A 23,244-nucleotide genomic window follows, 5' to 3' on the forward strand; every position below is an offset into this window, starting at 1 on the left:
TATCAAATCAATAAAAAATAAAAAACTACAGAAAAGTTCAAAAATATACTTCAGATAATTAATCATTACACATACATCATCATGCAGCGGAAGTTCATTGTATGAATAATAAAAGTTAAGATTCTGTATGTAATTTAATTATCTTTGCTGTATGAATTTAGATTACCTAGTAAGAGAGCCGGAAAATATTACTTCCCAAACTCCCATTCTTTTTATGCTTCATGGCTATGGCAGCAATGAGCAGGATCTTTTCAGTTTTAGAGAAACGCTTCCCAATGACTGGATCATTGTAAGTTTCAGGGCTCCCCGTGATACTCAGTTTGAAGGATACTCATGGTATGATATCAATTTTAATGATCCCGAAAATTTTATCGATGTCCCACAGGCCAATGCATCTTTACATGCAGTTCTGGAAAGCATGTTAAAGATTATTAACCATTACGGACTTACGGAAAGCAAAGCTCACCTTTGCGGCTTCAGCCAGGGAGGAATACTGTGCTACGCTCTGGCTTTAAAACATCCTGAACTTTTCAATCGTATTGCCTGTATGAGCAGTTATCCTGAAGAAAAAATTCTGGACGGTATTGTAAAAGATAAAAAGAAACTGGAAGGACTTCGTTTCTTCATTTCTCATGGTACGGATGATGCTGTGATCCCGCTGGAGTGGGGAAGAAAAGCCGCAGATCTGCTTTATGATCTAAGCTGTTACTTTACGTTCAGAGAGTATATGAGCGGACATGGCGTCAATCAGAAAAATTATATGGATTTGATGGACTTTTTTTCAAAATAAACAAAGACTGTTTTGAAATAAATTCAACTAAAAAACCTACATTATTGTAGTCTATATAGACATTCCAGCTTTTGGAATGTTTTTTTATTATCATATAGATAAATTCAGTAAATTCAGTAAATGAAATTTAGATTGTTTTTACTGGGATTATTGCTTAGCATTTTTGTAAGTGCCCAGAATACTTTTGAACTGATCAATACTAAAAAAGCGGTTATCCCTTTTCAGTTTATCAACAATCTTATCTTTATCCCTATCAATGTTAATGGTGCTGATCTTACCTTCCTGCTGGATACCGGAGTTTCTGAAACCATACTTTTTAGTCTGGAAAATAAGGAAGTAAAGCTAAGCAATATAGAAAAAGTAAAGTTTTCAGGTCTTGGAGGAAGCTTAAGTATTGATGGCCTGAAATCGGAACGCAATATTGGCAAAATAGGAGATGCTATTGTCAATACCTCTATGTCTCTTTATATTATTATTGATGAAGAATTTAACATTTCGCCTCACGTAGGGATTCCTGTAAATGGAGTAATCGGATATCATTTTTTTAAAGATCACCCTATTTATATAGATTATACATCAAAAAAAATAACCGTTTATGAAAATACTGCCCTCCTGGAAAAGAAAATCAGACGGTTTGAAGAGTTTCCCATTACCATTGAAAAGAATAAACCTTATCTGCATGCCGATGTAGAAATGACCAATGAAAAGAAAGATTCAAAATTACTGATTGACCTTGGAAACAGTGATGCGATCTGGCTCTTCCCTACTCTTATTAAAAATTTCGTTTACAACAGGCCTAATATTGATGATTTCCTTGGCCGCGGTTTCAATGGAGACATCTACGGCAAAAGAAGCAGGATTCATAATTTTTATCTCGGAGATTTTAAATTTGAAAAGCCACTTACTGCTATGCCAGATGAATTTTCTATACAGCATGTTAATTTGGTAGAAAACAGAAAAGGTTCCATAGGCAGCGAGATTATGCGTAGATTTACCGTAGTTTTTGATTATCCCAATCAAAAGTTATATCTTAAGAAGAACAGAAACTTTGACGATCCTTTTCATTTTAATATGAGCGGACTGGATTTTAGACAAGACGGACTGGAATGGCAGCAGGATAGAATAAATATTGAGACTCAAAAATCAGCTAAAGTAGTAAATGAAGTTTATAAAGAAGCTTTTCGGTATAAATTCAGTCTGAAACCTATATTCTCCATTGCAGGAGTAAGAAAAGACTCTCCAGCCTATGAAGCAGGCCTTAAAAAAGATGACAAAGTTCTGAGCATTAACGGAGAACGCACTGCAGACATGACTCTTGAAAAGATCATGGAACTTATGAAGTCCAGCGAAGGCAGAAATATTACCATGATCATTCAAAGGAAAAACGAAGAACTTATATTCCGCTTCATGCTTGAAGACCCAATTCCTTATCAAGAATAAAATATGAATACTGAAGAAAGCACCTTAGACAGAATAAGAACCAGACCCAGATTTAAAATGTTTACTCATCTTACCAAAGAAGAGTATGCTGAAAACCTGAAAAAATATATGGAAGAGCATAAAGATGAATTTTCAGGAAATATCAATAAGGAGGTTGCTACCATCTGGGTGAAAACAGAAAATGATAATTACTGGAAGCCCTGCCTTGCCTTAAGGGTAGAAATGGAAGATGAGCATACGGCAATACGCGGAGTATTTGGCCCTAGCTCTGCAGTGTGGACGTTTTTTATGTTTTTGTACTTCTCTTTTTCTATTTTGTGGATGACATTCTTCACCATGTATTACGTGGAGAAACAGATAAAAAGCGCCGAATACCCCTGGGCACTGAGCGCTTCTTTTCTAATGTTATTGTTTATTCTTCTTACGTATATTGCTGCAAGATTCGGGCAACATAAAGGTAAGGAGGAAATGATTAAACTCAGAAAATTTGCTGAAGAATCTACTTTGCAATTTGAAAAGAAAATCAATTAGATAAAGGTTCTGCAGGCTTTTCATTCTGAACAGGTGCAGCTGCTGCTTTTGCTGCTTTGATAGAATCCACCACTTTTTCTCTGTTGCTTTGTTCTTTAAGCATTTTTGGAACGTCCGGCTCTAAAAGCTTCGTCAATTCTTCAACGGAAATATTGTTGGCATTAGGATCGTCCAAAAGATTTCTCCACGGTTTTCTTCCTCCCCATTTGTAATCTCCGAATACCATTACCGCTGTACCTTTGGCTTTTGTTGTGGCACCGCCGGGATTCAGAATCCAGGTATCTGCATAAGAATACAGCCATTGGGCATCTTTCCTCAGCAATCGCAGACATGAGTGAGAAGCAGGATATCCCGGAAGAGTATATTCATGCCATCCAATTCCTCCGATATTGTGAATATTAAAGTTGTAAGGAAGTTTCCATTCAGTACTTACCGTAGAAATAGCGAGTTTCTTTTTCCAGTTGGCAAAAGTAAGCCCTCTTGTGGTCTGGGCTGCTTTTTTCCCCATACTTGTCGGGCCCCATTTTACAAGACTTCCATTGGAATATACGGCAAAAGCCTGTATAGGATATGAGAAGATGACAAACTTTTTCACTCCGCTTAATACATCCAGCTGCATTGGAAACGGTGAATATGCCATCAAAGTTGTATCTATTTTTGCAGGAACAACCAAAGTATCGGCATTCCATTTACTTTTAGAGTCCAGCCTGTTTAAAGCTAAAATAGCAGTTCTCTCCTCTACACTGTATTTCTTGCTGAATTCTGCATACACAGAATCACGCATTTTTTTATCCTTCGGAAGAACAAAGGCATTATAGAAACCATTCTCCTGCATCACAGGCGGAACAGATTCTTTTTTCACTACAGGAACAGAATCTTTCTTTATGGAATCCTTTTCTACCTCCGAAGCTTCCGAAGAAGAAACAGTATCTTTAAAAGTATCGCTTATTTTTTCTATTTCCTTTTTACAGGAAACCAGGAAAAAAGCGCATAAACAGACATAAAGAAAGGATTTTTTCACAGATATGTTTTTCATAAATAAATCGGCCATTTAGTTTGGCTACCCAGTACAAATATCAGACCTAAATTTGAATCATAAAAGACATTCTTAAAAATACCGTAAAAAAACGGAGGTTTAAGGATTGCAAATGAGGAGTTATAGTTAGCTCATTTTTATAAGGTTAGCGTTCCAGAAAGGGATTCCGGGACTTTCACAAAAGCATTATTCTCCTTTTCAGTTCTTTTTTGAAAATAGTTTACACCAAGATCAATTTACATTAAAAAATACAGTATAAATCTCACAATCCATAAAAAAGCAATCAACAACAGTATGTAAAATTGAATTTTATTTACTTTTTATTCCCGTATTTCCATACGAGAATTCTGCCAATGATAAATTATCACTTTTACAGGAATCAAACTGAATAGTAATGGAATAGGGAAAAATAAAAAAAGCCTTCTATTTCTAGAAGACTTTTTTTGCGATCCGGACGGGACTCGAACCCGCGACCTCCGCCGTGACAGGGCGGCATTCTAACCAGCTGAACTACCGGATCAATTTTTTTTAAAAGCTTTTGCAATTAAACAGGACTTATACAATCTTCTGTCTTGCCTTAAGCTGCGCTATTAAATAAAACCTAAAAGCTTTTTAACTGGTGCAAATATATAGCTTTTTTTAACTTTTCCAAAGAAACCTATTTCTTTTCTTTCAAAGCAATCTGTAAAATACACATTTTCAAATATAAAAATTAAAGATATAACTGCTATTAGATACCTTTTTTCAAATTTCACCTAGAAAATTTAAGAAAGTAGATTATAAACACACACAAAATCAACATTCCTGTTACTTTAAATTCTAAGATGATAAATTCCCTGTACTATTTTAATTACCGCCTTATTCTGTTTGTTCGATAACTTCGACAAATTTTTTACAAAGAATGGACTTGTCATAAACTGTTTCAGCCAATTTTCTTGCATTTTGTCCCATGCTCTTGACCACCTCAGGATTGTCCTTCAAATAGAGTACTTTTTCTACTAGCTCTTCCGGATGGTTGGGGTTTACATAATATCCGCAATGGTATTTTTCGGCTATATCTTTCGTCCATCCGGCGGAGTTTACAATAATCGGTTTTCCTGCAGACAATGAATCGAAAAGTTTGTTTGGAGAGTTGGTATACAAAATCGGAATATCCAAAAAGGAAATCATAGAAACATCGGAAAAATTGACAATCTCAGATACGTCTGTCATAGGGAACTTTCCGAGAAACTTCACATTTTTAAGGTTGTTTTTCTCTACTTCATCTACCAAATCTTGTTCGGTAGAACCACCTCCTACAAACAAAAATTCTATATCTTCTCTATCTTTTAATAATTTGGCGGATTCAATAATTGAATGAGCTCCATTTGCCAATCCCAGAGACCCAAAATGAACTATTTTGAAGGAATCTTTTTTTAAACCGAGCTTTTCCATCAGTTGATCGTTTTTCCCCCTAGGCCAGAATTCGTCCATTTTAGCCATATTAGGGATCATTGATGTTTTTTCTTTTGGAATATATTTTACGACTCCATCCTGCATACCGGGAGAAAGTGCAATAACGCGGGAAGCGTTTTTATAAATTGTTTTTTCCAGCAGACGAGTTGTTTTTATTGTCCAGCTGTTTTTTATGGCTCCCATCTGTATAGGCACCTCCGGCCAGAGATCCCTTACTTCAAAAACAAAAGGTTTCTTTTTAAACCACTTTAATATAAGTGCCGGAATACCTATTGTAAGAGGAGTAGATGTAGCAATCACCAAATCAATATCTTTCTGTTTCCACCCTACCACAGATGATTTGTACATAAATTTCAAGAAAGCCTTTAATCTTCTGGAAACACTCATATTCTGGTTGTAGTCTTCTTTTATATAAACGACTTCAATACCATCAATGTTTACCACTTTAATATCCTCTGAAAATTTCGATGATGAGGTGAGCATAGTAACTTTATGCCCGTTTTTAATAAGTTCTTGTGCTAGCCAATACGATCTTGTTCCTCCGGGTTCCTGAGGAGTTACGAAATATTGGTGGATGTATAATATGTTCATTATTTTTTTTCTGTATATAATTGTTGGTATACTTCAGCTATTCTCTTCCAGTCATGATTTTCTAACAATTGCTCCATATCAAAACTATAATGATCTTGTTTTTGGATTAAACGTTCAAGCGCCCGTTCGATCGCAGAAACCGAAGTGTCTTCTACTTTTTCCCCGATAGAATCATCATAAAAACCGTCGATCCCTTCATTTTGTGTGTACATCACCGGTAAACCCTGCAGAAGGGCTTCTATATAAACCAGGCCAAAGGTTTCTGCTTTGGAAGGCATAGTAAAAAAGTCGCTTCGTTCGTAATAGGATTTTAAAACAGGCAGACTATCTACTTTTCCTACAAACTCAAAGGAAGGGTCGTTTTTAATAGAATCCAGGATTCTTTTCTCGTCATTTCCTCCTCCTCCGATCAGTGTTAATTTTATCTTATTCTGAATTTTGCGATTATGATTCTTAACAGCATTAATAAGATTAAAAACATTTTTTCCCTTGTTAAATTTCCCTATATAAAGCAGCTGAATGCTTTTTTCATCCACAGCAATTTTCCTCTTGACAACCTTTGATTCTATCCAGTAAGGATCTACACCATTTGGGATCACCATTACTTTTTGCTGTACATCAGTCATGATATAGGAAAGGCGGGAATCTTCAAGCATTCTTTTTTTATAGACTGCCGAAATGGTTATGATCTTATTCGCATTCTGAAGAATTTTTTTTCCGTAGCCTCTTTCGTGCAGGAAATATTTCAAAAAAACATTCAGATCAGTATTACGCACTGCTACTATGTAGGGAATATTATATTTTTTATGAAGTTCATAGGCCGCTCCACCATCGCTGTACCATGTGTGAGCATGAATAAATTTGACAGTCTTGAGATCTATTTTTGCTTCAATGTCCTGTACTATTTTTTTAATTTTTCTCTTGTACAAAACCCGATCTGCATATTTTGATAAGATATGGCTGTAGATAATCTGAGAGCGGTTATTTTTAAAATTTATTTTGTTTTTCCCTATTCTGGAAGCCTCCCGAAATGGATTATACACAATCTGCTCCACCCCGTTATTATCCAGCTCCCTCACCAAATTTTTATACACTGTAGATCCTGAGTAATCGTTTGTAATGTGAAGTATCATTATGGATAAATTGAATTAAACTGCAGCTCTAAAGAGGAATTGTTAATTTTATTACTGTAATTTGTAAGATTTTTTTCGACCAAAGGATATAAACTTGTATCAAAATAGATAAGTTTCATCCAGCCATCCGATATTTTCCATCCTGTATTTTGTACACTTGGATTTGTAGTACCGTCTACATTATCAGCAATACTGTCTCCTTTAAGAATCTTAAGTTTCAGGGTATTGCAGAGGTAACTGAAATTAAAGTCGGTCCAATTGGCATTTCCCAATTCTTTTGCCTTTATTAAATATAATACGACATGATTTCCATGTGATACATCCTGTATAACGGGCTTATAATTCTTAATTTTCTGTAATGCCTTACAAAAAGCATCCGGATACGTACTGTTCCATGTATAATACAAAACGCTACCTGTGCTTTTGTTTAGGATCAGTGCTTTTTTCAGCTGCTGATCAAACTGATTTACAAACACGGAATATGAGTTTTTATTAGATTCGTCATATTTCATCAGATATAGTGCAACAACTGCCCAGTTTGCTCCGGTATGAAGCCTCTGATGAAACAATAAAGAATAATCTCCATACTGGCTAAAACTTCTGGCTTTCCATTTATCGAAAGAGTATTTTAAACCACTTTCTATCGCCGGCTGATAATTTGTATACAGTTTATTCTTGCCCAAAATATCCAAAAATTCGCCAATGTATCTGAAAAAGTATCCTTCTGAAATTAAATGCTCCTGTCCGTTCACTTTTGCATTCTGATTGCCTTTTCCTACATTCATCACCCAGCCATTTTTTTGGTAAGACGTCTTTGAATTAGTGTCAATCAGGATTGGTTTTATGACAGAAATATTAGTATCAATATATTTTTTATCTTTTGTTTTAAGATACATATTGTTATTGGCATTGATAAAATATCCTAATGCCATGAAATCGTAAGTATTTTTACTAACCGATGACAATTCCATTTTTTGCAAGCCATAACTTTTGGATGCCTGCATATCAGCATTATATCTGCTTACTCTGTTTTGCTGAGCAAACGAAAAGCTAAATAATAATACCGCACTAATCTTTATAAAATCACCTAAATATTTCATAATTATTAATATTATAATTTTGAATCAGATTCTGTAACTGCTTATCATTACCTCCATCGGCAACGTTTTCCTGACTTAATTTAAAAAGTGAATTTTTATTTTCAATAGGAATCAGGTTTGAAAAATAATTGGATTTCACAGTCTTTGTCTTATTCAACTGAGCCATCATATTCAGCCAAACATCATCCGCCATAAAACATAAGCTGACAAAAGCCTCTTTGTTTAAAACTTCTTCACTAAAAAAATTTGTCTTATACAAAGTTCCTCCCCCACTTGTGTGAAATAGATCAAATGTCGGTCCAAAATTTCCAAAAACTTTTTTCCACTTAGAATATTTGCTTATTGTATCATCATCATTTCTCACGATTTTATGTGCTCTGTGACAGCAGATTGCATCAGGAAATTTTTCATGTAAATCCATTAAATCTTTAATGATATTCGAGGGATAAAAGATATCATCATCTACTGTTATGATAACGTCATTTTGATATTCTTTAAAGGCATAGTAATATTTTTTATGAGACCTGAGATCTTCGTCTACAAATTTTATTTCCAGTTGATTCTTTTTATAGTACCCCATCAAATTATCCGGTATATCTTTTAATTCATTCGGAAACTGATCTTTTGCCAAATACAATACAATTTTATTTGGAAGCAGGCTTTGTCGTAGCATACATTCTATAACCATCCATAATTTGGATATCCTTCCCGGGAATGTTGTCAATGATACAATAATATTTTCCGACGATTGTTCGGGTAGTACTATTTCTTTTTTAGTGTTTTTAAGATATATCGGAAAGACAAAATTTGAAAACTTTCTAATAGAAAATCTCGCTAAAGACTGAACTTTAGTAAGTTTTCTTAACGATGAATATTTTCTATCTATATAATCAATTAACATTTTTAGCTGTCGTTTTATAAAATGATGATATACAATAAAGACTTGCTAGCCAAATCCACATGTAAGGATTATTTAAATAAACACTATTAATTGTAAACGCCAATGGCATTACAAGTAATGATCCTAACAAAATATAGTTTGGAATTTCACGCTTTTTAAAAATCTTTTTCGGGTTAAAAATTTTATATAACAATAAAAGAAATGTAAAGAAGACAACAATTCCATATTGAGAAAGTAATTCTATAAATAAATTATGGGGTACCAGGATAGGATTTTTCGTCATTTTACTGGCCGTTTCAGAAAAATTACCAGCTCCGACACCCAAAAATTTTGAGTTTATAAACATGTCGATACCAACATTAATCATTTCCTTTCTGGAATTGTCTTCCAGTCCTTTTTGTTCAATTCTTGTCTTTAAATAAGAAAATGATGCATTATTCATTACATATATATAACCTGCAACAGATGCTATTATCGAAATGAATGTATAAATAATGGTTTTGCTTATTGACTTACTGGAATAAAAAATAATATATATAATTGTAGATATCAATAAGCACAGCATCGTTCCGCGGCTTGCATTAGTCAGTACAACCCAAACGATTGCTAAAATAAAAAGGATATAAAGTATTTTAAAAAACTTGCTTGAAATAAACTTAAGTTTGGCTAAAATAAAAGGGAATGAAATTGCCAAAAGGTGATTATACAAATTATAATTTCCAAAAGTAATAGCTGCATATTTTCTAAGAGTTCCCACTCCTCCTAATACCGTATCATCTCCAAACTTAGAATTGGAAAAGTGTAAATTGAAATTAATTTCTATAAGTGCAATTGGAATACTTAGTAATACAAATATAACCCAGCCATTGATCAGTTTATTTAAACTTAGATACTTGCTAAAATTTAGTATTTCAACAAAAATGATGAAATTTATCAATGCATAAGCAAACTCTTTTAAGGATTGGTCATTATTAAATGTTAAAAATAACATTGATAATACACAATATACAATAAAAGAAAAGAAAAATAATAAATACTCTTTCCCTTTAATAAGCTTTTTATTTAAATCCTGTATTAGTAACGGTAAAAATAAAATAGCAAGAAGTCTCGGTGCCTGTAGCATACCACCGTATAAACCAAATATTTGTGAAATGATTAATATTGGGGTTATATTTTTCTTTAGGTAATTCATCTATTAATCAAATTATCCAATCTTATCAGAAGGAAAATAAAATTCCAATTTTTATAAATAAAAACAGATTTGGAAGGAAATAGTTTTCTTTTGATATATTTCACAATAAAAGAATCATACTCTCTTGTAAAAACAAAAAAGTTTTTTTTACTGATAGTATTTAAAAGATCCATAATTTCATTTTTTTTCATATTGCTTTTATGTAAAAAAATGAACAGCAAACTAAAATAATAGTGGTGTCTGTTTATGATGAATTTTTCAGGAAAGAAATCTATTATATCTTTCTTATTATATAATTCTAAAATTTTTAAAACTGATTCTACATTTTTTATAGTCTGCTTTTTCTTCATGATTGACTCTCCCCTTTGTACATAGTTTACGAAGATATTGTCAATAACTTGCAGCGCAGGATTTTTACTATAGACTTGTGTATTAAATAACACATCCTCATAGATAGCTCCTTTTTCAAATATGATCTTATGTTGATCCAAGAACTTTTTTGAATAGATCTGTGTCCATGCCTGAACACCATAGTTGTTGTATTTTAACAACAAATCGTGGCCACTGATCTTTTCTTCATTTTCAAATTTTTCAAATTTGACAATTTTATTTTCATAAATTTCCTGATAATTAAATAAGAAAATATCGGTCTCTTTATTGATTTTTTCAAAAAAGATATCAATACTATCACTTTCAATATAATCATCTCCATCAACAAACCAGATATATTCACCTTTGGCTATTTTATATCCGGCATTCCTGGCATCAGAAAGCCCTCCGTTTTCTTTTTCCAGGATGACAATTCTTTTATCAGCTTCTTTATATTTTTTACAAATACTGATACTATTATCCGGAGATCCATCAATTACCAGGATCAGTTCAAAATTAGCAGAAGTATTTTGTATTATACTGGCAATACATTTTTCTATATAATTTTCAACATTATATATTGGGACGATAATTGATAAAAAAACATCATTCATTTACATTCTCTATTAATGGTAGGTAAAACTTCCTTATCTCCTGAGGATTATATTTCTCATAGTTATCATAACTCAATAACTCATCTATTGCTGTGTTTGCTTCCTCTACATTTTTAACAAACTTGATATATTTTAAATACTTAATCCAGTTGTAAGTTCCTATAACTTTTTGATTATAATTCGAAAAAACCACGCATGGTGTTCCTGTAATGATGCAAAGAACCATTCCGTGTAGTCTGTCAGTAACCACTATCTTTGCTTTAGAAAATTGTAACAGCTTATTAGTCAATATTTTCTTTCTAACAGATTTTATATCTAAATCTGTTATTTTATCACAATGCATATCAGAATTAATTATTTTGTCAAATCTTTCTTTTAAGATTTGAGTAATTTTATCTTTATCATCTGCTGTTAATATTGATTCCTGATCATTTCTGATTACTTCCAATGCATATTCCCGCTCATTTTCAAAACTATATTCAGTGTAAAGAACAATATCTGGCGTCAGAATTACTTTGTTTTTTGGAAAATATTTTTGCATTAATTCAAATGATTTTTCCTCCCTGGCTGTCAAAATCAAATTTTTATGTTTTCCAAAAATATCTTGTGTTCTTTTTAATTCAGATTCACCAATCTGGTCATTTGAATAATAAATCGTTTGTGGAAACAGTATAATTTTATTTTCAGGAAAATTTTGAATTACCATTCTCCTTAAATTTTCTTCCCTCATATATTCATTCCCAAAATTGCCACCGCCATGAACAAATATCAAATCATCAGGCTTAACAGTATTTCTGTACTTTTCTATAAAATACTTCATCTGAGACTGATTGATCTCAAAAATGTGATGCCCGGGTAAATTTCCCTGAAAAAATTTTAGCTGCCCCTCGGCAATAGCGTGATCTCCAATATTAGTATGAGTAGGAGTCTGAAATAAGAATAACCGCTTTGAACTGCAATTAGAAATTTCATCAGCAATTTTATCTACTCTGGCATTATTCTGTATATTATTGATAATTGAATTTGCTTTATTTTTTATTTTGTTAAATAAATCCATATTTATTTCTTTATTTTTTTTATGATTGTTTTCTTAAACTGTAAATACTCTTCCCGTTTAATACCAATAAGAATAATTAATACCAACAAAATAATCTCAGCACCAATGGTTGAAGATATTGCAAAAAAGTAACTGTTAAAATCTAATTTTTTTATGACCCATACCAGAATAAAACAAGAGAAAATAACCAGGAAGGTCTGTTTTAAATAAAGTAGTACATCTGGCCAATCATATTTCAATTTATGATTAACATAAAGAAAACGAAATATGAAGGTGCATAAATTTAAAATAACATTTAAGCTCATAATATATACAGGAGAAAAACCTAATTTTAAGAATATATATGCCAGCGGAAGATTTAATAATAATATCAATGAAACCCCTAATTGATAATTTCTGATATTTCCAATGGCATTAGCAGACATCCAAAATGGTCCAACTATGGCATTGATAATAGAGCCTATAATAACGATCTGAGTGAAGCTTACAAGATATTGAGGTAAGTTGACACCCAGCCATAATTTTAAAATAAATTCGGTATGTAATAAAATCGGTATTGATAAAACTAAAAATAGAAATACTGAATATTTCGAAGTATTTAATACTAATCTTTTATGTGTTTCCAAATCATTTGAAGCATAACTTTGAGTAATTTGTGGATTGAATGCTACCTGCATATTGGAAACAAAACTATATAAAACACTATTTACCTGATTCGCGATACCTAAGGCTGCATTTACAGTTACACCGATGAATATATTCATAATCATATTCAATCCCTGTGTTGAACTTAAAACAGCCACTTGTCCGAATAAGCTCCAACCAGAAAAAGATAATAATTCCCTGAATAGTTTTTTGTCAGAAAAATAATGGTAAGCAGTTTCTTCCTTAAAGTTCCTATAGCAATAAATTTTATAGATTACATTAATTATAAGATTGACCAGTAATAATAAAAATGAATACACTATCAGCTGATCATATTCAACAAAAAGAGATAATAAAAATACAATAGCTAGTTTTAATATAGTCTCTACTATACCCAGATAGGCATAGAAAGACATCCTTTCATTCGCGAGTATGGTAGCATTGAAAGGTATTCTAATGATATTAATTATTGTTGTAATTATAGAAAATTGAAATACAAAATTCGCTGCATTAAGCCGGTTAACTGGAATATTTAATTTGTAATTTAAAAACCACAATCCAATAGTCTCCGACAAAACCAATACAATAATTGAGATAATTATATGAATATTGAGACTCATACAAAAAACTCTATTAACTTTTTCTTTGATTTTTGAAGCTAATTCAATATTTAAAAATCGTTGAGTAGCACTTGTCATTGCATTATTTAAAAAAGAGAATAATACAACTACCCCCGCTACTAAATTATATATCCCAAAATCCTCTACGCCTAACTTCTGTAAAATAATCCTTGAAGTATATAAGGAGATCCCCATATTGATGATCATCCTTATATAGAGTAATATTGTATTTTTTGCGATCTTTTTTGTACTGGACAATTTATTTACTTTTAATCATTACCAAATAGATCCCTTGTGTACACTTTTTCCTGTACATCAGCAAGTTCCGGTGCATTGCGGTTAGAAATAATGACATCGCATTCTTTCTTGAAAAGTTCTAAATCTTTTACTACTCTGGAACCGAAAAAAGACTCTTCATTAAGGGCCGGCTCAAACACTTCTACTTCTACTCCCTTAGCTTTTATCCTTTTCATTACGCCCTGGATGGCAGATGCTCTGAAATTGTCGGAGCCTGCTTTCATGATCAGACGGTAAACACCTACCTTTTTTGGTTTTTTGGCAAGCACAGAATCTGCTATAAAGTCCTTACGGGTTCTGTTGGCATCTACAATTGCCTGGATAATATTATTGGGAACAGCGTTATAATTTGCCAAAAGCTGTTTGGTATCTTTAGGCAGGCAGTATCCTCCGTATCCAAAAGACGGATTATTATAATGTGAACCAATTCTTGGATCCAGACCAACACCTTCCACAATCTGGCGGGTATCCAGCTCGTGGATTTGCGCATAGCTGTCTAATTCGTTGAAATAAGCTACCCTCAGTGCCAGATAGGTATTGGAAAACAATTTAATGGCTTCTGCTTCGGTAGGATTAGTAAACAAAACCGGAATATCCTTTTTTACCGCACCTTCTTTCAGTAATTCTGCAAAAATCCTTGCTCGCTCGCTCTGCTCCCCGACAATAATTCTCGAAGGATATAAATTATCATATAAAGCTTTGCCTTCTCTCAAAAATTCCGGAGAAAACACTACATTATCTAAATGCATTCTGCTTTTTAATTCTACGGTATACCCCACCGGAACTGTAGATTTAATAATAATTACAGCCTCAGAATTATACTCTGCAATTTCCTTAATTACATTCTCAACACTGCTTGTGTCGAAATAATTGGTAGTGGGATCATAATCTGTTGGAGTGGCAACAATAATATATTCAGCCTTATCGTAAGCTTCCTTTTTATCTAAAGTGGCTTTGAAATTAAGGGGTTTAGTACTTAGAAACGTACTGATCTCTTCATCTTCAATAGGAGATTTTTTAGAATTAAGCAATTCTACTCTTTCCTGAACAATATCTAAAGCTACAACTTCATTATGTTGGGCCAATAAGACGGCATTAGACAAACCTACATACCCTGTTCCTACGACTGCTATTTTCATTCTTCTATTTTTTATAAACGATTATCGTATTTCTCTAAAATTCCTTTAACATCATATAAAACTCCTCCTTCCTTCAGATAACGTGAAAGATCAATATTCAGGAATTCATCATGAGAAACTGTAAGAACAATTGCATCAAACTGTCCTTTCACATCTTCAAGAGAATTGGTAGATTGTATACCATATTCATGCATTACTTCTTCTGGATTTGCCCACGGATCATATGTTGTAACTTCTACAGAATAGTCTTCCAGCGCATTGATAACATCTGCAGCTTTCGTATTTCTTACATCCGGACAGTTTTCTTTAAAAGTGATTCCAAGATTCAGTACTTTGGCATCCGTAATGTTGATTCTTTTCTTAATCATTGTTTTTACCACCTCGGAAGCTACAAACTGCCCCATGGAATCATTAAGTCTTCTTGCTGTAAGGATAAGCTCAGAATAATATCCTACGTCCTGCGCTTTCTGGGCAAGATAGAAAGGGTCTACCCCGATACAGTGTCCTCCTACCAATCCGGGTTTGAATTTCAGGAAATTCCATTTCGTTCCTGCTGCCTCCAGAACTGCATGTGTATCAATATCCAGGAGATTAAATATTTTGGCAAGCTCATTCACAAAAGCAATATTGATATCACGTTGTGAATTTTCGATAACTTTCGATGCTTCAGCTACTTTGATGGTAGGTGCCAAATGGGTACCTGCTGCAATTACAGATTTATATAATTCGTCAACTTTTTTACCAATTTCCGGTGTAGAACCTGAAGTTACCTTTAAAATCTTCTCTACGGTACGTTCTTTATCTCCCGGGTTGATTCTTTCAGGAGAATATCCTGCAAAAAAATCTTCGTTAAACTTCAATCCCGAAACTTTTTCAAGCACAGGGATACATTCTTCTTCTGTAACACCGGGATAAACAGTAGATTCATAAATAACAATATCCCCTTTTTTCAATACTTTTCCTACTGTTTCAGATGCTTTATATAGAGGCGTCAGGTCCGGACGATTATGTCTGTCTACCGGTGTAGGAACAGTTACGATATAGATGTTAGCCTCTTTAATATCTTCCAGATCAGATGAGCAAAGCAATCCTTTTGATGAGTTTGAAAATGGGTTCTCTTTTACTAAAACCGGCTGCAGTACTTCATCTTCTACTTCCAAAGTAGAATCTTTTCCGCTATTCAGTTCTGCAATTCTGGCCTGGTTGATATCAAAACCCACTACGGCATATTTTGTTGCAAATAAACGGGCCAGTGGTAATCCTACATATCCCAATCCGATTACCCCAATTTTATTCTGTATATTCATATTAAATGTGATGTTCTTACTTTATTTTAATGTTTATTTTGAAGATAATTTGATTTATTTATTAAAAAGCTTCTGCCACCAGTTTTTCTTCTTATCAGCTGTATATCCGTAACCGTAGCCATAGTTGTATCCGTAGCCATAACCACCAACATTTTTAGAAACATCATTGATTACGAAAGAAACGTTTGATATTTTTGATTCTTTAACCAGTTTATTGGCAAAATCTATTAATATTTTTCTTGATACTCCCGATCTTACCACGTATAATGAAGCGTCGGCTGTATCAGAAATACTCAATGTATCTGAAACAAGCATCAGCGGAGCAGAATCGATCACAATATATTCGTAACGGGACGACATTTCACTGATAAGCTTCTGATAACGACCGTTGGAAAGAAGCTCCTGAGGATTTGGAGGGATAGACCCCGCATAAATCACATCACATTCAGGATTGGTATCTGAAGTATGGATAATATCTTCTACATCTGTCGTTTCATCATATAAATATTCTGTAAGACCGGCATTCTTAACACGTTCATCATCATATCTCTGGATCTGCGGATTTCTGACATCCGAACCAATGAGTAATGATCTTCCGTTTTTGCTTCCCAATGTCAGAGCAAGATTCACAGAAACCAGTGTTTTTCCTTCTCCTTTCACAGAAGAAGTTACCAGTATGACTTTCGCAGAATCTTTCTTAGGAAGTAGAAATTTAAGATTGGAAACCAATATTCTAAATGCTTCAGCCAGCTCTGAGAAATCGTTTTTCTGTACAAGGTGATTCTGATTATCTTTAAGAGAAGGAATATCTGCGAGTACTCCAAGTGCTGAGTTTTCTGAAATATCTGTACGGTTGTAGATTTTATCATCCCACATAAAGAAAAGATAGAACACCACAAGCGGTATCATTAATCCTAATAAAGCAGCGGCCAAAAGAATGATATTTTTCTTAGGTGAAACCGGAATATCATCAGTATAAGCAGGGTTTACAATTTTAGCTTTCGGAACATTAACAGATAGATTGATCGCATTTTCTTCCCTTTTCTGTAAAAGGAAAAGGAAAAGCTGCTCTTTAAGGTTCTGCTGACGTTCGATACCTCTGTAGATTTTCGACTGTCCCGGAACTTTTTCAATCATTCCAGTACTGGTGGAAATCTGACTGTTTATCTGCGCAATAGATGCCTGGATTGTTGCTTTTTGCTGACGGATGTTATCTCTTACAATTTCTTTTAGTGAAGAAATTTCTTTATTCATTTCTATCACTGCAGGGTTTTCATTGGTTGCCTGCTTCAAAGTTTTGTTTCTGGTGATAACCAGCGTATTATATTGTGAAATTGCCTGTTCCAAAGAAGGATTTAATCCTAAATTTGAAGGCATAAGCTGATTATCTCCTTTTGAAGCTTCATTTTGAAGGGAATTAAGAAGATCCAGCTGTGTTTGCTGCTGAAGAAGCTGCTTTGTGTTCTCGTTTGTATTTTGAAGCGCCAATTGAGCCTGAGCCTCTAAGTCCACGATTTGGTTACGGTTCTGAAAGTCTTCTTTCTGATTTTCCACTCCGGAAAGATCCCGTGAAATAACTTCTAATCGTTTATCGATAAACTCCTGTGTATTCTGAGCCTGTAAGTTTTTATCTCTTAGCCCATCCAGATTATACTGCTTGGTTACTTCATTAAGGATGGCTTCTGATTTTTCGGGAACAGTTCCCACGATACTGATGTCCATAAGCATCGCTTTCTGATCCGGAAGATCAACCTGGATTTTCTTTTCTAAAGATTTTACCTTCTCTATTGGATTCCAGAAAACAATTTTATACTTATTTTTAAAGGTAAGGCCCGGAACTTTTTGAAGAACTACAGTTCCAAAATCTAGTATCAGGTTTTTACCAAAAGTTCCCTTTACTTTTTTGTTTTCCTTATCCTCCAGAACAAATTCATTTCCATTTACTTCTTTTACTTCATATTCGGAAGAAACAAATTTCTTGACATTTTTATAAGAAATAATTTCTGCAACAATGGGTACCTTGGTAAACAATTCGGAATCCCTTATCTCACCCGAATTATAATATTGTATATTAAGATTTAGATTTTCAACAACCTTCATCAGGATGGGTCTTGAGTTTACTACAGCCACTTCACTCTTTAGCTCATCTGCATTTCCTAAACCCAGTCCTAAGTTATCAAGATCAATTAATGCACCTGTTAAATCAGACTGTTTTTTATCAAATTTTAATGTAGTAGTCGTTTGATACTGAGGTACAGCGTATCTCAGATAGATAAAGGCCACAATAACAAATAATAAGACAGATGCTATAAACCAAGGCCATTTGACTAAATATTTTCCAATGATCTTTCTTAAATCCAAAGATTCTTCACTTTCCTGAAATTCTATCTGCTGCATATTTTATTTACGAGTTAAAGCAATAATAAGTGTACCAGCTGTCAGTAAAGCACCAATAATCTGGAATGTAAGGGCCCTGTTCGGATTCGAGTTAGCCTGAACCTGTTTATTTTTGTCCGGTTGCACATATAATATGTCATTCTGCTTCATATAATAATAGGGCGAACTGACAATATCAGATCTTGTAAGATCGATATTAACAATCTGATCTGTACCGCTATCATCGGCACGGATAAGCTTAACATTGGTACGGTCTCCGAAATCCGTCATATCACCTGCAAGCCCAAGTGCCTGAAAAATATTGATTTTCTGAGAAACACTTTCTTTCTGCCCCGGTTCCTTTACCTCTCCTAAAACGCTTACGTTAAAATTTTTAAGGGTAATGGTTACCAGTGGATCTGTCAGATATCTCTTAAGACGTGATTCAAGCTCCTGTTTTAGCTGTACCTGTGTCATTCCTTTAACATACACATTTCCTAAAACCGGAAAAGAGATATAGCCTTCTTCATTGACAAGGTATTGACTTGGTTCTACATATTGGTTAATTCCCCTGCTAGTGTCACCCCCTACCTTATTTGCGGTATTAAGGTTAAAAGGCTTCACTGCTATTTCGTCAAGTGCAGATACAAGAATCAGGAGAGCATCTCCTTCCTGAATATGTAAGCCCTGAAACTTGGCTTTTGCAACCTCTTCTTCCATATTATGCTTTGACATATATACCATATTCTGCTTCGGCCTGCATGATAATAAAGTAACCGATAACAGTACTATATATGCAATAATAGTTTTATTCATATGTTATTATTCTTATCTACTTGTGTTATTATTTAGGTTTATCGAACTGATTTCAACTATATTTAAATACATATTGTAATAAAACGACTATACTATTTAAATATTTTAAAGCGTGCTTTAAATTCTCATGTTAAAATCACTTCTTTCTCTAGCAATTTTCATTCCGTTTAAAAACAAAATGATGAAATTATTATTTTAATATGAACTTTTTTATTTATTTAATTCTTTAATTTTAATTATATGCTTCATTTTCAGATATTCTATATTGTTTGTAAATTTTTGACGACATTTTCTTTTTACAATTCATCAACTCAATTTCCTCAATTCAATCCTGACATCATCATGTTTATGTCATGAGGATTTTTTTTGACACATTCATTATTAAGAAATGTGGCGGCCATTTTGAATATTAGAAAAACAAGGAAAAATAAAAACAGAATAGTAATCTCTATCAGCGAAAATATTTTTTTATCCTGATATCCATTTAAAGTAATTGGTAAGTTCGGACTAATCGGGTGAAAATATAAAACCAAAGCAAGAAAAAAAACAGCTAAAATATAACCAGGAAAAACCAACCATTCAGACATATACCTTAAGCCTCTGATCTTAAAAATATTTCCCATATACAATAAATCTAAATTTCATTCTCATTAATTCATCAGCTAGTGGTTTTTATTATTGAACGAAGGTAACAATTATTATTAATATTTTTAATATTAATTTTTGTTTAAAACATAAAATTCATATCGAATATTGCAGAAAACTTACATCTTATTCAGGCGATCTACTTATATAAACCGACTCTCCTTATATCATTCCGCTTACAAATGGAAAATAAAAAAGTCTTCTATTTCTAGAAGACTTTTTTGCGATCCGGACGGGACTCGAACCCGCGACCTCCGCCGTGACAGGGCGGCATTCTAACCAGCTGAACTACCGGATCAATTTTTTTAAAGTAAATTGAGAAAACTTCTGCGATCCGGACGGGACTCGAACCCGCGACCTCCGCCGTGACAGGGCGGCATTCTAACCAGCTGAACTACCGGATCATTATTTTAAAGAACGTCGTTTCTTTTTCGTGGTTGCAAAATTACAACTTTTTTTGTTACCTGCAAATTATTTTAAAAAAAATGCCTCCCAATACTGGAAGGCGTTCATTATCAAACTTATTTTTTTTATAAGTGAGCGCTTAATTTTTCAGCGATTACCTCTTTTGGAGCTACACCTACTAATTTGTCTACTACTTCTCCATTCTTAAAAATAAGAACTGTAGGAATATTTCTGATACCGTACTGCATAGAAATCTCCTGGTTGTTGTCTACATCTACTTTCCCTACTACTGCTTTACCTTCAAAATCTGATGCAACTTCTTCGATGATTGGTCCTAAAGTTCTGCAAGGTCCGCACCATACTGCCCAGAAGTCTACTAATACCGGTTTATCTGATTTTAAAACCGTATCCTGAAATGAGCTGTCTGTAATTTCTAAAGCCATTTTTGTTTCTTTTATTTTAATTAATATTATTTTCTTTTAATCCTTTTGGATATTCAAAATTACGATATTTAAAGCACAAGACTATCTATGCTCAACATTAGTTTTTTCTATAGTGTAATCGCTTGAGATTTCCTTTAATGCGTTCACCAGTGTGTCAATCTCCGCTTTAGTCGTCATATGGCTGAAAGAGATACGTAAAGGGGTACAGTGATCCATTTCATCCTCAGAAAGCACCATCATCATCACCATTGAAGGCTTTGATGCTCCTGATGAGCATGCACTTCCCTGGGAAATTGCAATTCCTTTCATATCCAACTGAAGTCCTATCAATGGATTTTTATAAGGCAGTAATGCGCTTAAAACTGTATAGAGGCTATTTTCCTTTTCTGCACTTCTTCCGTTGAATTTAATTCCTTCAATTTCGGCAGAAAGTCTTTCAATCGCATAATCCTTGATATCCTGCATATGACGGGTATATTCCTCCATATGATTCAGAGAAAGTTCTAATGCTTTACCTAATCCAACGATACCACAAACATTTTCTGTTCCGGCTCTAAGACTTCTTTCCTGAGGTCCTCCGGTAATAATTCCTTTTAAGCCTGTTGCTTTTCTGATAAATGCAAATCCGGCTCCTTTCGGACCATGAAACTTGTGAGCACTACACGATGCAAAGTCGACAGGGATATCAGAGAAGTCAAGGTTCATATGAGCCATTGTCTGCACGGTATCTGAGTGGAAAAGTGCCTGATACTGTTTGCAAAGCTGGGCAACCTGTTTAAGGTTAATGATATTTCCGATTTCGTTGTTGGCATGCATTAAGCTTACCAATGTTTTTTTATCTGAAGCTTTTAAAAGTTCTTCTAATTTAGCAAGATCAATATCTCCTTTTTCATTCGGACGGATGTAGTTTACCTCTACCCCTTTTCTGCTTTTCATATCCAGAATACTTTCAGAAACGCATTTATGTTCCAGAGGAGAACTGATGATTCTTTCTACCCCAAGGTGTTCTACCGAGGATTTGATAATCATATTATTTGATTCGGTACCACAGGAAGTGAAAATAATTTCAGCAGGAGTTACATGAAGATAGTCTGCAACCTGTCTTCTTACATTTTCAATAAGGATTTTTGCTTCCTGGCCAAAGCTGTGCGTTGAAGAAGGGTTTCCGAAATTCATCTTCATTGTGCCCACCATTGCATCTATAACTTCTTCTGCAAGCGGAGTGGTTGCGGCATTATCTAAATATACTTTATCCATTGTTATTTTGAATATTTTAATTCTACGGAGTTAAACTGATAATCTGCGGGAACAGTAAAAATAAACCATGGGTTTGAAATCACCTGAATTTCCATTCCACCGGAAGGTTCTCCGGCAGGAACTTCCACATACAGAATCTGGTTTTTCACAGATATATTTTTGATCTCTTCAATTTTGTGACTTCCTGATCTGAAGGTTCCCAAATTGTATACAACAACTTTTTTATTTTTCGGAAATTTCGGATAGCTGATATAAGATTCCTTTCCAGGATCTGCGATACCAAAACTTCCACTGATAATCCTGCGAAAATCCTTTTCGTCTTTAATGATCTTAAAGCCGGGAGCATCAGCTCCTCCCTGATTTTCAGAAACAAGGAGTTGCGTATTTTCCTGTACAGCAGAAGACTTCTGAGATGAAGTGCCGGCACAGCCCATAAGGAGTACTGCACATGCAATGATCAGGCTTTTCATTTTTTACAATTTTATCTCCCAAAATTAGTGAAAAAATTGGTAATGTCCCTCATTTGCCCATTTCAACATTGGCCGATCTCCGGAAGTATCACCAAATGCAATAATTTTATCGTACTTGGAATCGTTAATTTCCTCTTTTATTCTTATCAATTTTTCTTTTCCGTTGCAGTTTTTTCCTACAAAGTTTCCGGTAAAAATACCGTTTTTAAACTCTGCCCGCGTAGAAACAAGCTCCATTTTCAGTTCTTCAGCGAATGGTTTTACCCAGATATCCAATGAAGCGGTTACCAATAAACTCTGTGTATTATTCCTATCGATATTTTTTATAAAATCCAATGCATTCTCCCTTACTATTTTAGGGTAGTGCTGTTCAAAAAACTGTTTAGACTTCTGTTCAATTTTCTCCTGGGTCTGTCCTCTTAAGATAGAACCGATAAAGCTTTTTTTCACTTTTTCCGTTTCAGCCAGTTTTAGCTTCAACAGGATAAAAAGGGGTACGTGTCTCAAAAATTGTATACGGTATTTTGTAGAATCGTAAAATTTAAGATACATAAACATGGTATCCTTATACGTCAGGGTTCCGTCAAAATCAAAACAATACAATTTTTTCATTTT

20 protein-coding genes and 3 tRNA genes are annotated in these 23,244 nt (G+C 33.9%); 3 read left to right on the forward strand and 20 right to left on the reverse strand.

Annotated features, from left to right (window positions below):
* Positions 1 to 151: 151 nt before the first annotated feature.
* The 3 genes from LIV57_RS18995 (at position 152) to LIV57_RS19005 (ending at position 2,761) form a co-directional block, all read left to right on the forward strand.
* Positions 152 to 790 carry an alpha/beta hydrolase gene (locus LIV57_RS18995; RefSeq protein WP_227943868.1) on the forward strand — a complete coding sequence of 213 codons (639 nt, stop codon included), beginning with the start codon at positions 152 to 154 and terminating at the stop codon, positions 788 to 790.
* Positions 791 to 910: 120 nt separating this feature from the next.
* Entirely contained in the window at positions 911 to 2,230 is a 1,320-nt protein-coding gene (locus tag LIV57_RS19000; protein WP_227943869.1) for a PDZ domain-containing protein, read from the forward strand.
* 3 nt (positions 2,231 to 2,233) lie between these two features.
* On the forward strand, positions 2,234 to 2,761 hold the full coding sequence (locus LIV57_RS19005; RefSeq protein ID WP_227943870.1) for a hypothetical protein: 528 nt from the start codon (positions 2,234 to 2,236) through the stop codon (positions 2,759 to 2,761).
* On the opposite strand, the gene LIV57_RS19010 is transcribed toward LIV57_RS19005, so the two are convergent.
* The 20 genes from LIV57_RS19010 to LIV57_RS19105 form a co-directional block, all read right to left on the reverse strand.
* A complete protein-coding gene (locus LIV57_RS19010) occupies positions 2,754 to 3,797 on the reverse strand; it encodes a L,D-transpeptidase (protein WP_227943871.1) in 1,044 nt (347 codons plus the stop codon). The genes LIV57_RS19005 and LIV57_RS19010 overlap by 8 nt on opposite strands.
* A gap of 446 nt (positions 3,798 to 4,243) precedes the next feature.
* A tRNA-Asp gene (locus LIV57_RS19015) sits at positions 4,244 to 4,317 on the reverse strand.
* Positions 4,318 to 4,655: 338 nt separating this feature from the next.
* Positions 4,656 to 5,843, reverse strand: coding sequence for a glycosyltransferase family 4 protein (locus LIV57_RS19020; protein WP_227943872.1), 1,188 nt, complete (start codon positions 5,841 to 5,843; stop codon positions 4,656 to 4,658).
* Positions 5,843 to 6,976 (reverse strand): glycosyltransferase, encoded by a 1,134-nt coding sequence (locus tag LIV57_RS19025; protein WP_227943873.1) that lies wholly within the window; start codon positions 6,974 to 6,976, stop codon positions 5,843 to 5,845. The genes LIV57_RS19020 and LIV57_RS19025 overlap by 1 nt, the downstream gene beginning before the upstream one ends.
* A complete protein-coding gene (locus LIV57_RS19030; protein ID WP_227943874.1) occupies positions 6,976 to 8,076 on the reverse strand; it encodes a hypothetical protein in 1,101 nt (366 codons plus the stop codon). Before LIV57_RS19030 ends, LIV57_RS19025 begins: the two co-directional genes overlap by 1 nt.
* On the reverse strand, positions 8,060 to 8,977 hold the full coding sequence (locus LIV57_RS19035) for a glycosyltransferase (RefSeq protein ID WP_227943875.1): 918 nt from the start codon (positions 8,975 to 8,977) through the stop codon (positions 8,060 to 8,062). The genes LIV57_RS19030 and LIV57_RS19035 overlap by 17 nt, the downstream gene beginning before the upstream one ends.
* On the reverse strand, positions 8,967 to 10,169 hold the full coding sequence (locus LIV57_RS19040; protein WP_227943876.1) for an O-antigen ligase family protein: 1,203 nt from the start codon (positions 10,167 to 10,169) through the stop codon (positions 8,967 to 8,969). Before LIV57_RS19040 ends, LIV57_RS19035 begins: the two co-directional genes overlap by 11 nt.
* Positions 10,166 to 11,152 carry a glycosyltransferase gene (locus LIV57_RS19045; protein ID WP_227943877.1) on the reverse strand — a complete coding sequence of 329 codons (987 nt, stop codon included), beginning with the start codon at positions 11,150 to 11,152 and terminating at the stop codon, positions 10,166 to 10,168. Before LIV57_RS19045 ends, LIV57_RS19040 begins: the two co-directional genes overlap by 4 nt.
* Positions 11,145 to 12,209 carry a polysaccharide pyruvyl transferase family protein gene (locus tag LIV57_RS19050; RefSeq protein WP_227943878.1) on the reverse strand — a complete coding sequence of 355 codons (1,065 nt, stop codon included), beginning with the start codon at positions 12,207 to 12,209 and terminating at the stop codon, positions 11,145 to 11,147. The genes LIV57_RS19045 and LIV57_RS19050 overlap by 8 nt, the downstream gene beginning before the upstream one ends.
* 2 nt (positions 12,210 to 12,211) lie before the next feature.
* Positions 12,212 to 13,732 carry an oligosaccharide flippase family protein gene (locus LIV57_RS19055; RefSeq protein ID WP_227943879.1) on the reverse strand — a complete coding sequence of 507 codons (1,521 nt, stop codon included), beginning with the start codon at positions 13,730 to 13,732 and terminating at the stop codon, positions 12,212 to 12,214.
* A gap of 11 nt (positions 13,733 to 13,743) precedes the next feature.
* Positions 13,744 to 14,910, reverse strand: coding sequence for a nucleotide sugar dehydrogenase (locus LIV57_RS19060; RefSeq protein ID WP_227943880.1), 1,167 nt, complete (start codon positions 14,908 to 14,910; stop codon positions 13,744 to 13,746).
* 11 nt (positions 14,911 to 14,921) lie between these two features.
* The gene (locus tag LIV57_RS19065; RefSeq protein ID WP_227943881.1) at positions 14,922 to 16,217 is read right to left on the reverse strand and encodes a nucleotide sugar dehydrogenase; all 1,296 of its coding nucleotides are present in this window, start codon (positions 16,215 to 16,217) and stop codon (positions 14,922 to 14,924) included.
* Between the two features lie 54 nt (positions 16,218 to 16,271).
* Complete coding sequence (locus tag LIV57_RS19070; protein WP_227943882.1) at positions 16,272 to 18,614, reverse strand: GumC family protein; 2,343 nt, start codon at positions 18,612 to 18,614, stop codon at positions 16,272 to 16,274.
* Between the two features lie 3 nt (positions 18,615 to 18,617).
* Complete coding sequence (locus LIV57_RS19075; RefSeq protein WP_227943883.1) at positions 18,618 to 19,328, reverse strand: polysaccharide biosynthesis/export family protein; 711 nt, start codon at positions 19,326 to 19,328, stop codon at positions 18,618 to 18,620.
* A 950-nt stretch (positions 19,329 to 20,278) separates the two neighbouring features.
* Positions 20,279 to 20,352 (reverse strand) — tRNA-Asp (locus tag LIV57_RS19080).
* 32 nt (positions 20,353 to 20,384) lie between these two features.
* Positions 20,385 to 20,458: transfer RNA gene (locus tag LIV57_RS19085), tRNA-Asp, on the reverse strand.
* A gap of 126 nt (positions 20,459 to 20,584) precedes the next feature.
* On the reverse strand, positions 20,585 to 20,902 hold the full coding sequence (trxA, locus tag LIV57_RS19090) for a thioredoxin (RefSeq protein WP_027374941.1): 318 nt from the start codon (positions 20,900 to 20,902) through the stop codon (positions 20,585 to 20,587).
* Between the two features lie 81 nt (positions 20,903 to 20,983).
* Positions 20,984 to 22,159, reverse strand: a complete 1,176-nt coding sequence (locus LIV57_RS19095) for a cysteine desulfurase family protein (protein ID WP_227943884.1) — start codon at positions 22,157 to 22,159, stop codon at positions 20,984 to 20,986.
* A 2-nt stretch (positions 22,160 to 22,161) separates the two neighbouring features.
* Positions 22,162 to 22,629, reverse strand: coding sequence for a hypothetical protein (locus LIV57_RS19100; protein WP_227943885.1), 468 nt, complete (start codon positions 22,627 to 22,629; stop codon positions 22,162 to 22,164).
* A 24-nt stretch (positions 22,630 to 22,653) separates the two neighbouring features.
* Complete coding sequence (locus LIV57_RS19105; protein WP_137905434.1) at positions 22,654 to 23,241, reverse strand: HAD family hydrolase; 588 nt, start codon at positions 23,239 to 23,241, stop codon at positions 22,654 to 22,656.
* Between the last annotated feature and the right edge of the window lie 3 nt (positions 23,242 to 23,244).

The sequence above is a fragment of the Chryseobacterium sp. X308 genome, assembly GCF_020733145.1.
Lineage (GTDB): Bacteria > Bacteroidota > Bacteroidia > Flavobacteriales > Weeksellaceae > Chryseobacterium > Chryseobacterium cupriresistens.

Coding starts and splice junctions, on each gene's coding strand:
- LIV57_RS18995 (WP_227943868.1), top strand. CDS start 152: ATGAATTTAGATTACCTAGTAAGAGAGCCGGAAAATATTACTTCCCAA.
- LIV57_RS19000 (WP_227943869.1), top strand. CDS start 911: ATGAAATTTAGATTGTTTTTACTGGGATTATTGCTTAGCATTTTTGTA.
- LIV57_RS19005 (WP_227943870.1), top strand. CDS start 2,234: ATGAATACTGAAGAAAGCACCTTAGACAGAATAAGAACCAGACCCAGA.
- LIV57_RS19010 (WP_227943871.1), bottom strand. CDS start 3,797: ATGAAAAACATATCTGTGAAAAAATCCTTTCTTTATGTCTGTTTATGC.
- LIV57_RS19020 (WP_227943872.1), bottom strand. CDS start 5,843: ATGAACATATTATACATCCACCAATATTTCGTAACTCCTCAGGAACCC.
- LIV57_RS19025 (WP_227943873.1), bottom strand. CDS start 6,976: ATGATACTTCACATTACAAACGATTACTCAGGATCTACAGTGTATAAA.
- LIV57_RS19030 (WP_227943874.1), bottom strand. CDS start 8,076: ATGAAATATTTAGGTGATTTTATAAAGATTAGTGCGGTATTATTATTT.
- LIV57_RS19035 (WP_227943875.1), bottom strand. CDS start 8,977: ATGTTAATTGATTATATAGATAGAAAATATTCATCGTTAAGAAAACTT.
- LIV57_RS19040 (WP_227943876.1), bottom strand. CDS start 10,169: ATGAATTACCTAAAGAAAAATATAACCCCAATATTAATCATTTCACAA.
- LIV57_RS19045 (WP_227943877.1), bottom strand. CDS start 11,152: ATGAATGATGTTTTTTTATCAATTATCGTCCCAATATATAATGTTGAA.
- LIV57_RS19050 (WP_227943878.1), bottom strand. CDS start 12,209: ATGGATTTATTTAACAAAATAAAAAATAAAGCAAATTCAATTATCAAT.
- LIV57_RS19060 (WP_227943880.1), bottom strand. CDS start 14,910: ATGAAAATAGCAGTCGTAGGAACAGGGTATGTAGGTTTGTCTAATGCC.
- LIV57_RS19065 (WP_227943881.1), bottom strand. CDS start 16,217: ATGAATATACAGAATAAAATTGGGGTAATCGGATTGGGATATGTAGGA.
- LIV57_RS19070 (WP_227943882.1), bottom strand. CDS start 18,614: ATGCAGCAGATAGAATTTCAGGAAAGTGAAGAATCTTTGGATTTAAGA.
- LIV57_RS19075 (WP_227943883.1), bottom strand. CDS start 19,328: ATGTCAAAGCATAATATGGAAGAAGAGGTTGCAAAAGCCAAGTTTCAG.
- trxA (WP_027374941.1), bottom strand. CDS start 20,902: ATGGCTTTAGAAATTACAGACAGCTCATTTCAGGATACGGTTTTAAAA.
- LIV57_RS19095 (WP_227943884.1), bottom strand. CDS start 22,159: ATGGATAAAGTATATTTAGATAATGCCGCAACCACTCCGCTTGCAGAA.
- LIV57_RS19100 (WP_227943885.1), bottom strand. CDS start 22,629: ATGAAAAGCCTGATCATTGCATGTGCAGTACTCCTTATGGGCTGTGCC.
- LIV57_RS19105 (WP_137905434.1), bottom strand. CDS start 23,241: ATGAAAAAATTGTATTGTTTTGATTTTGACGGAACCCTGACGTATAAG.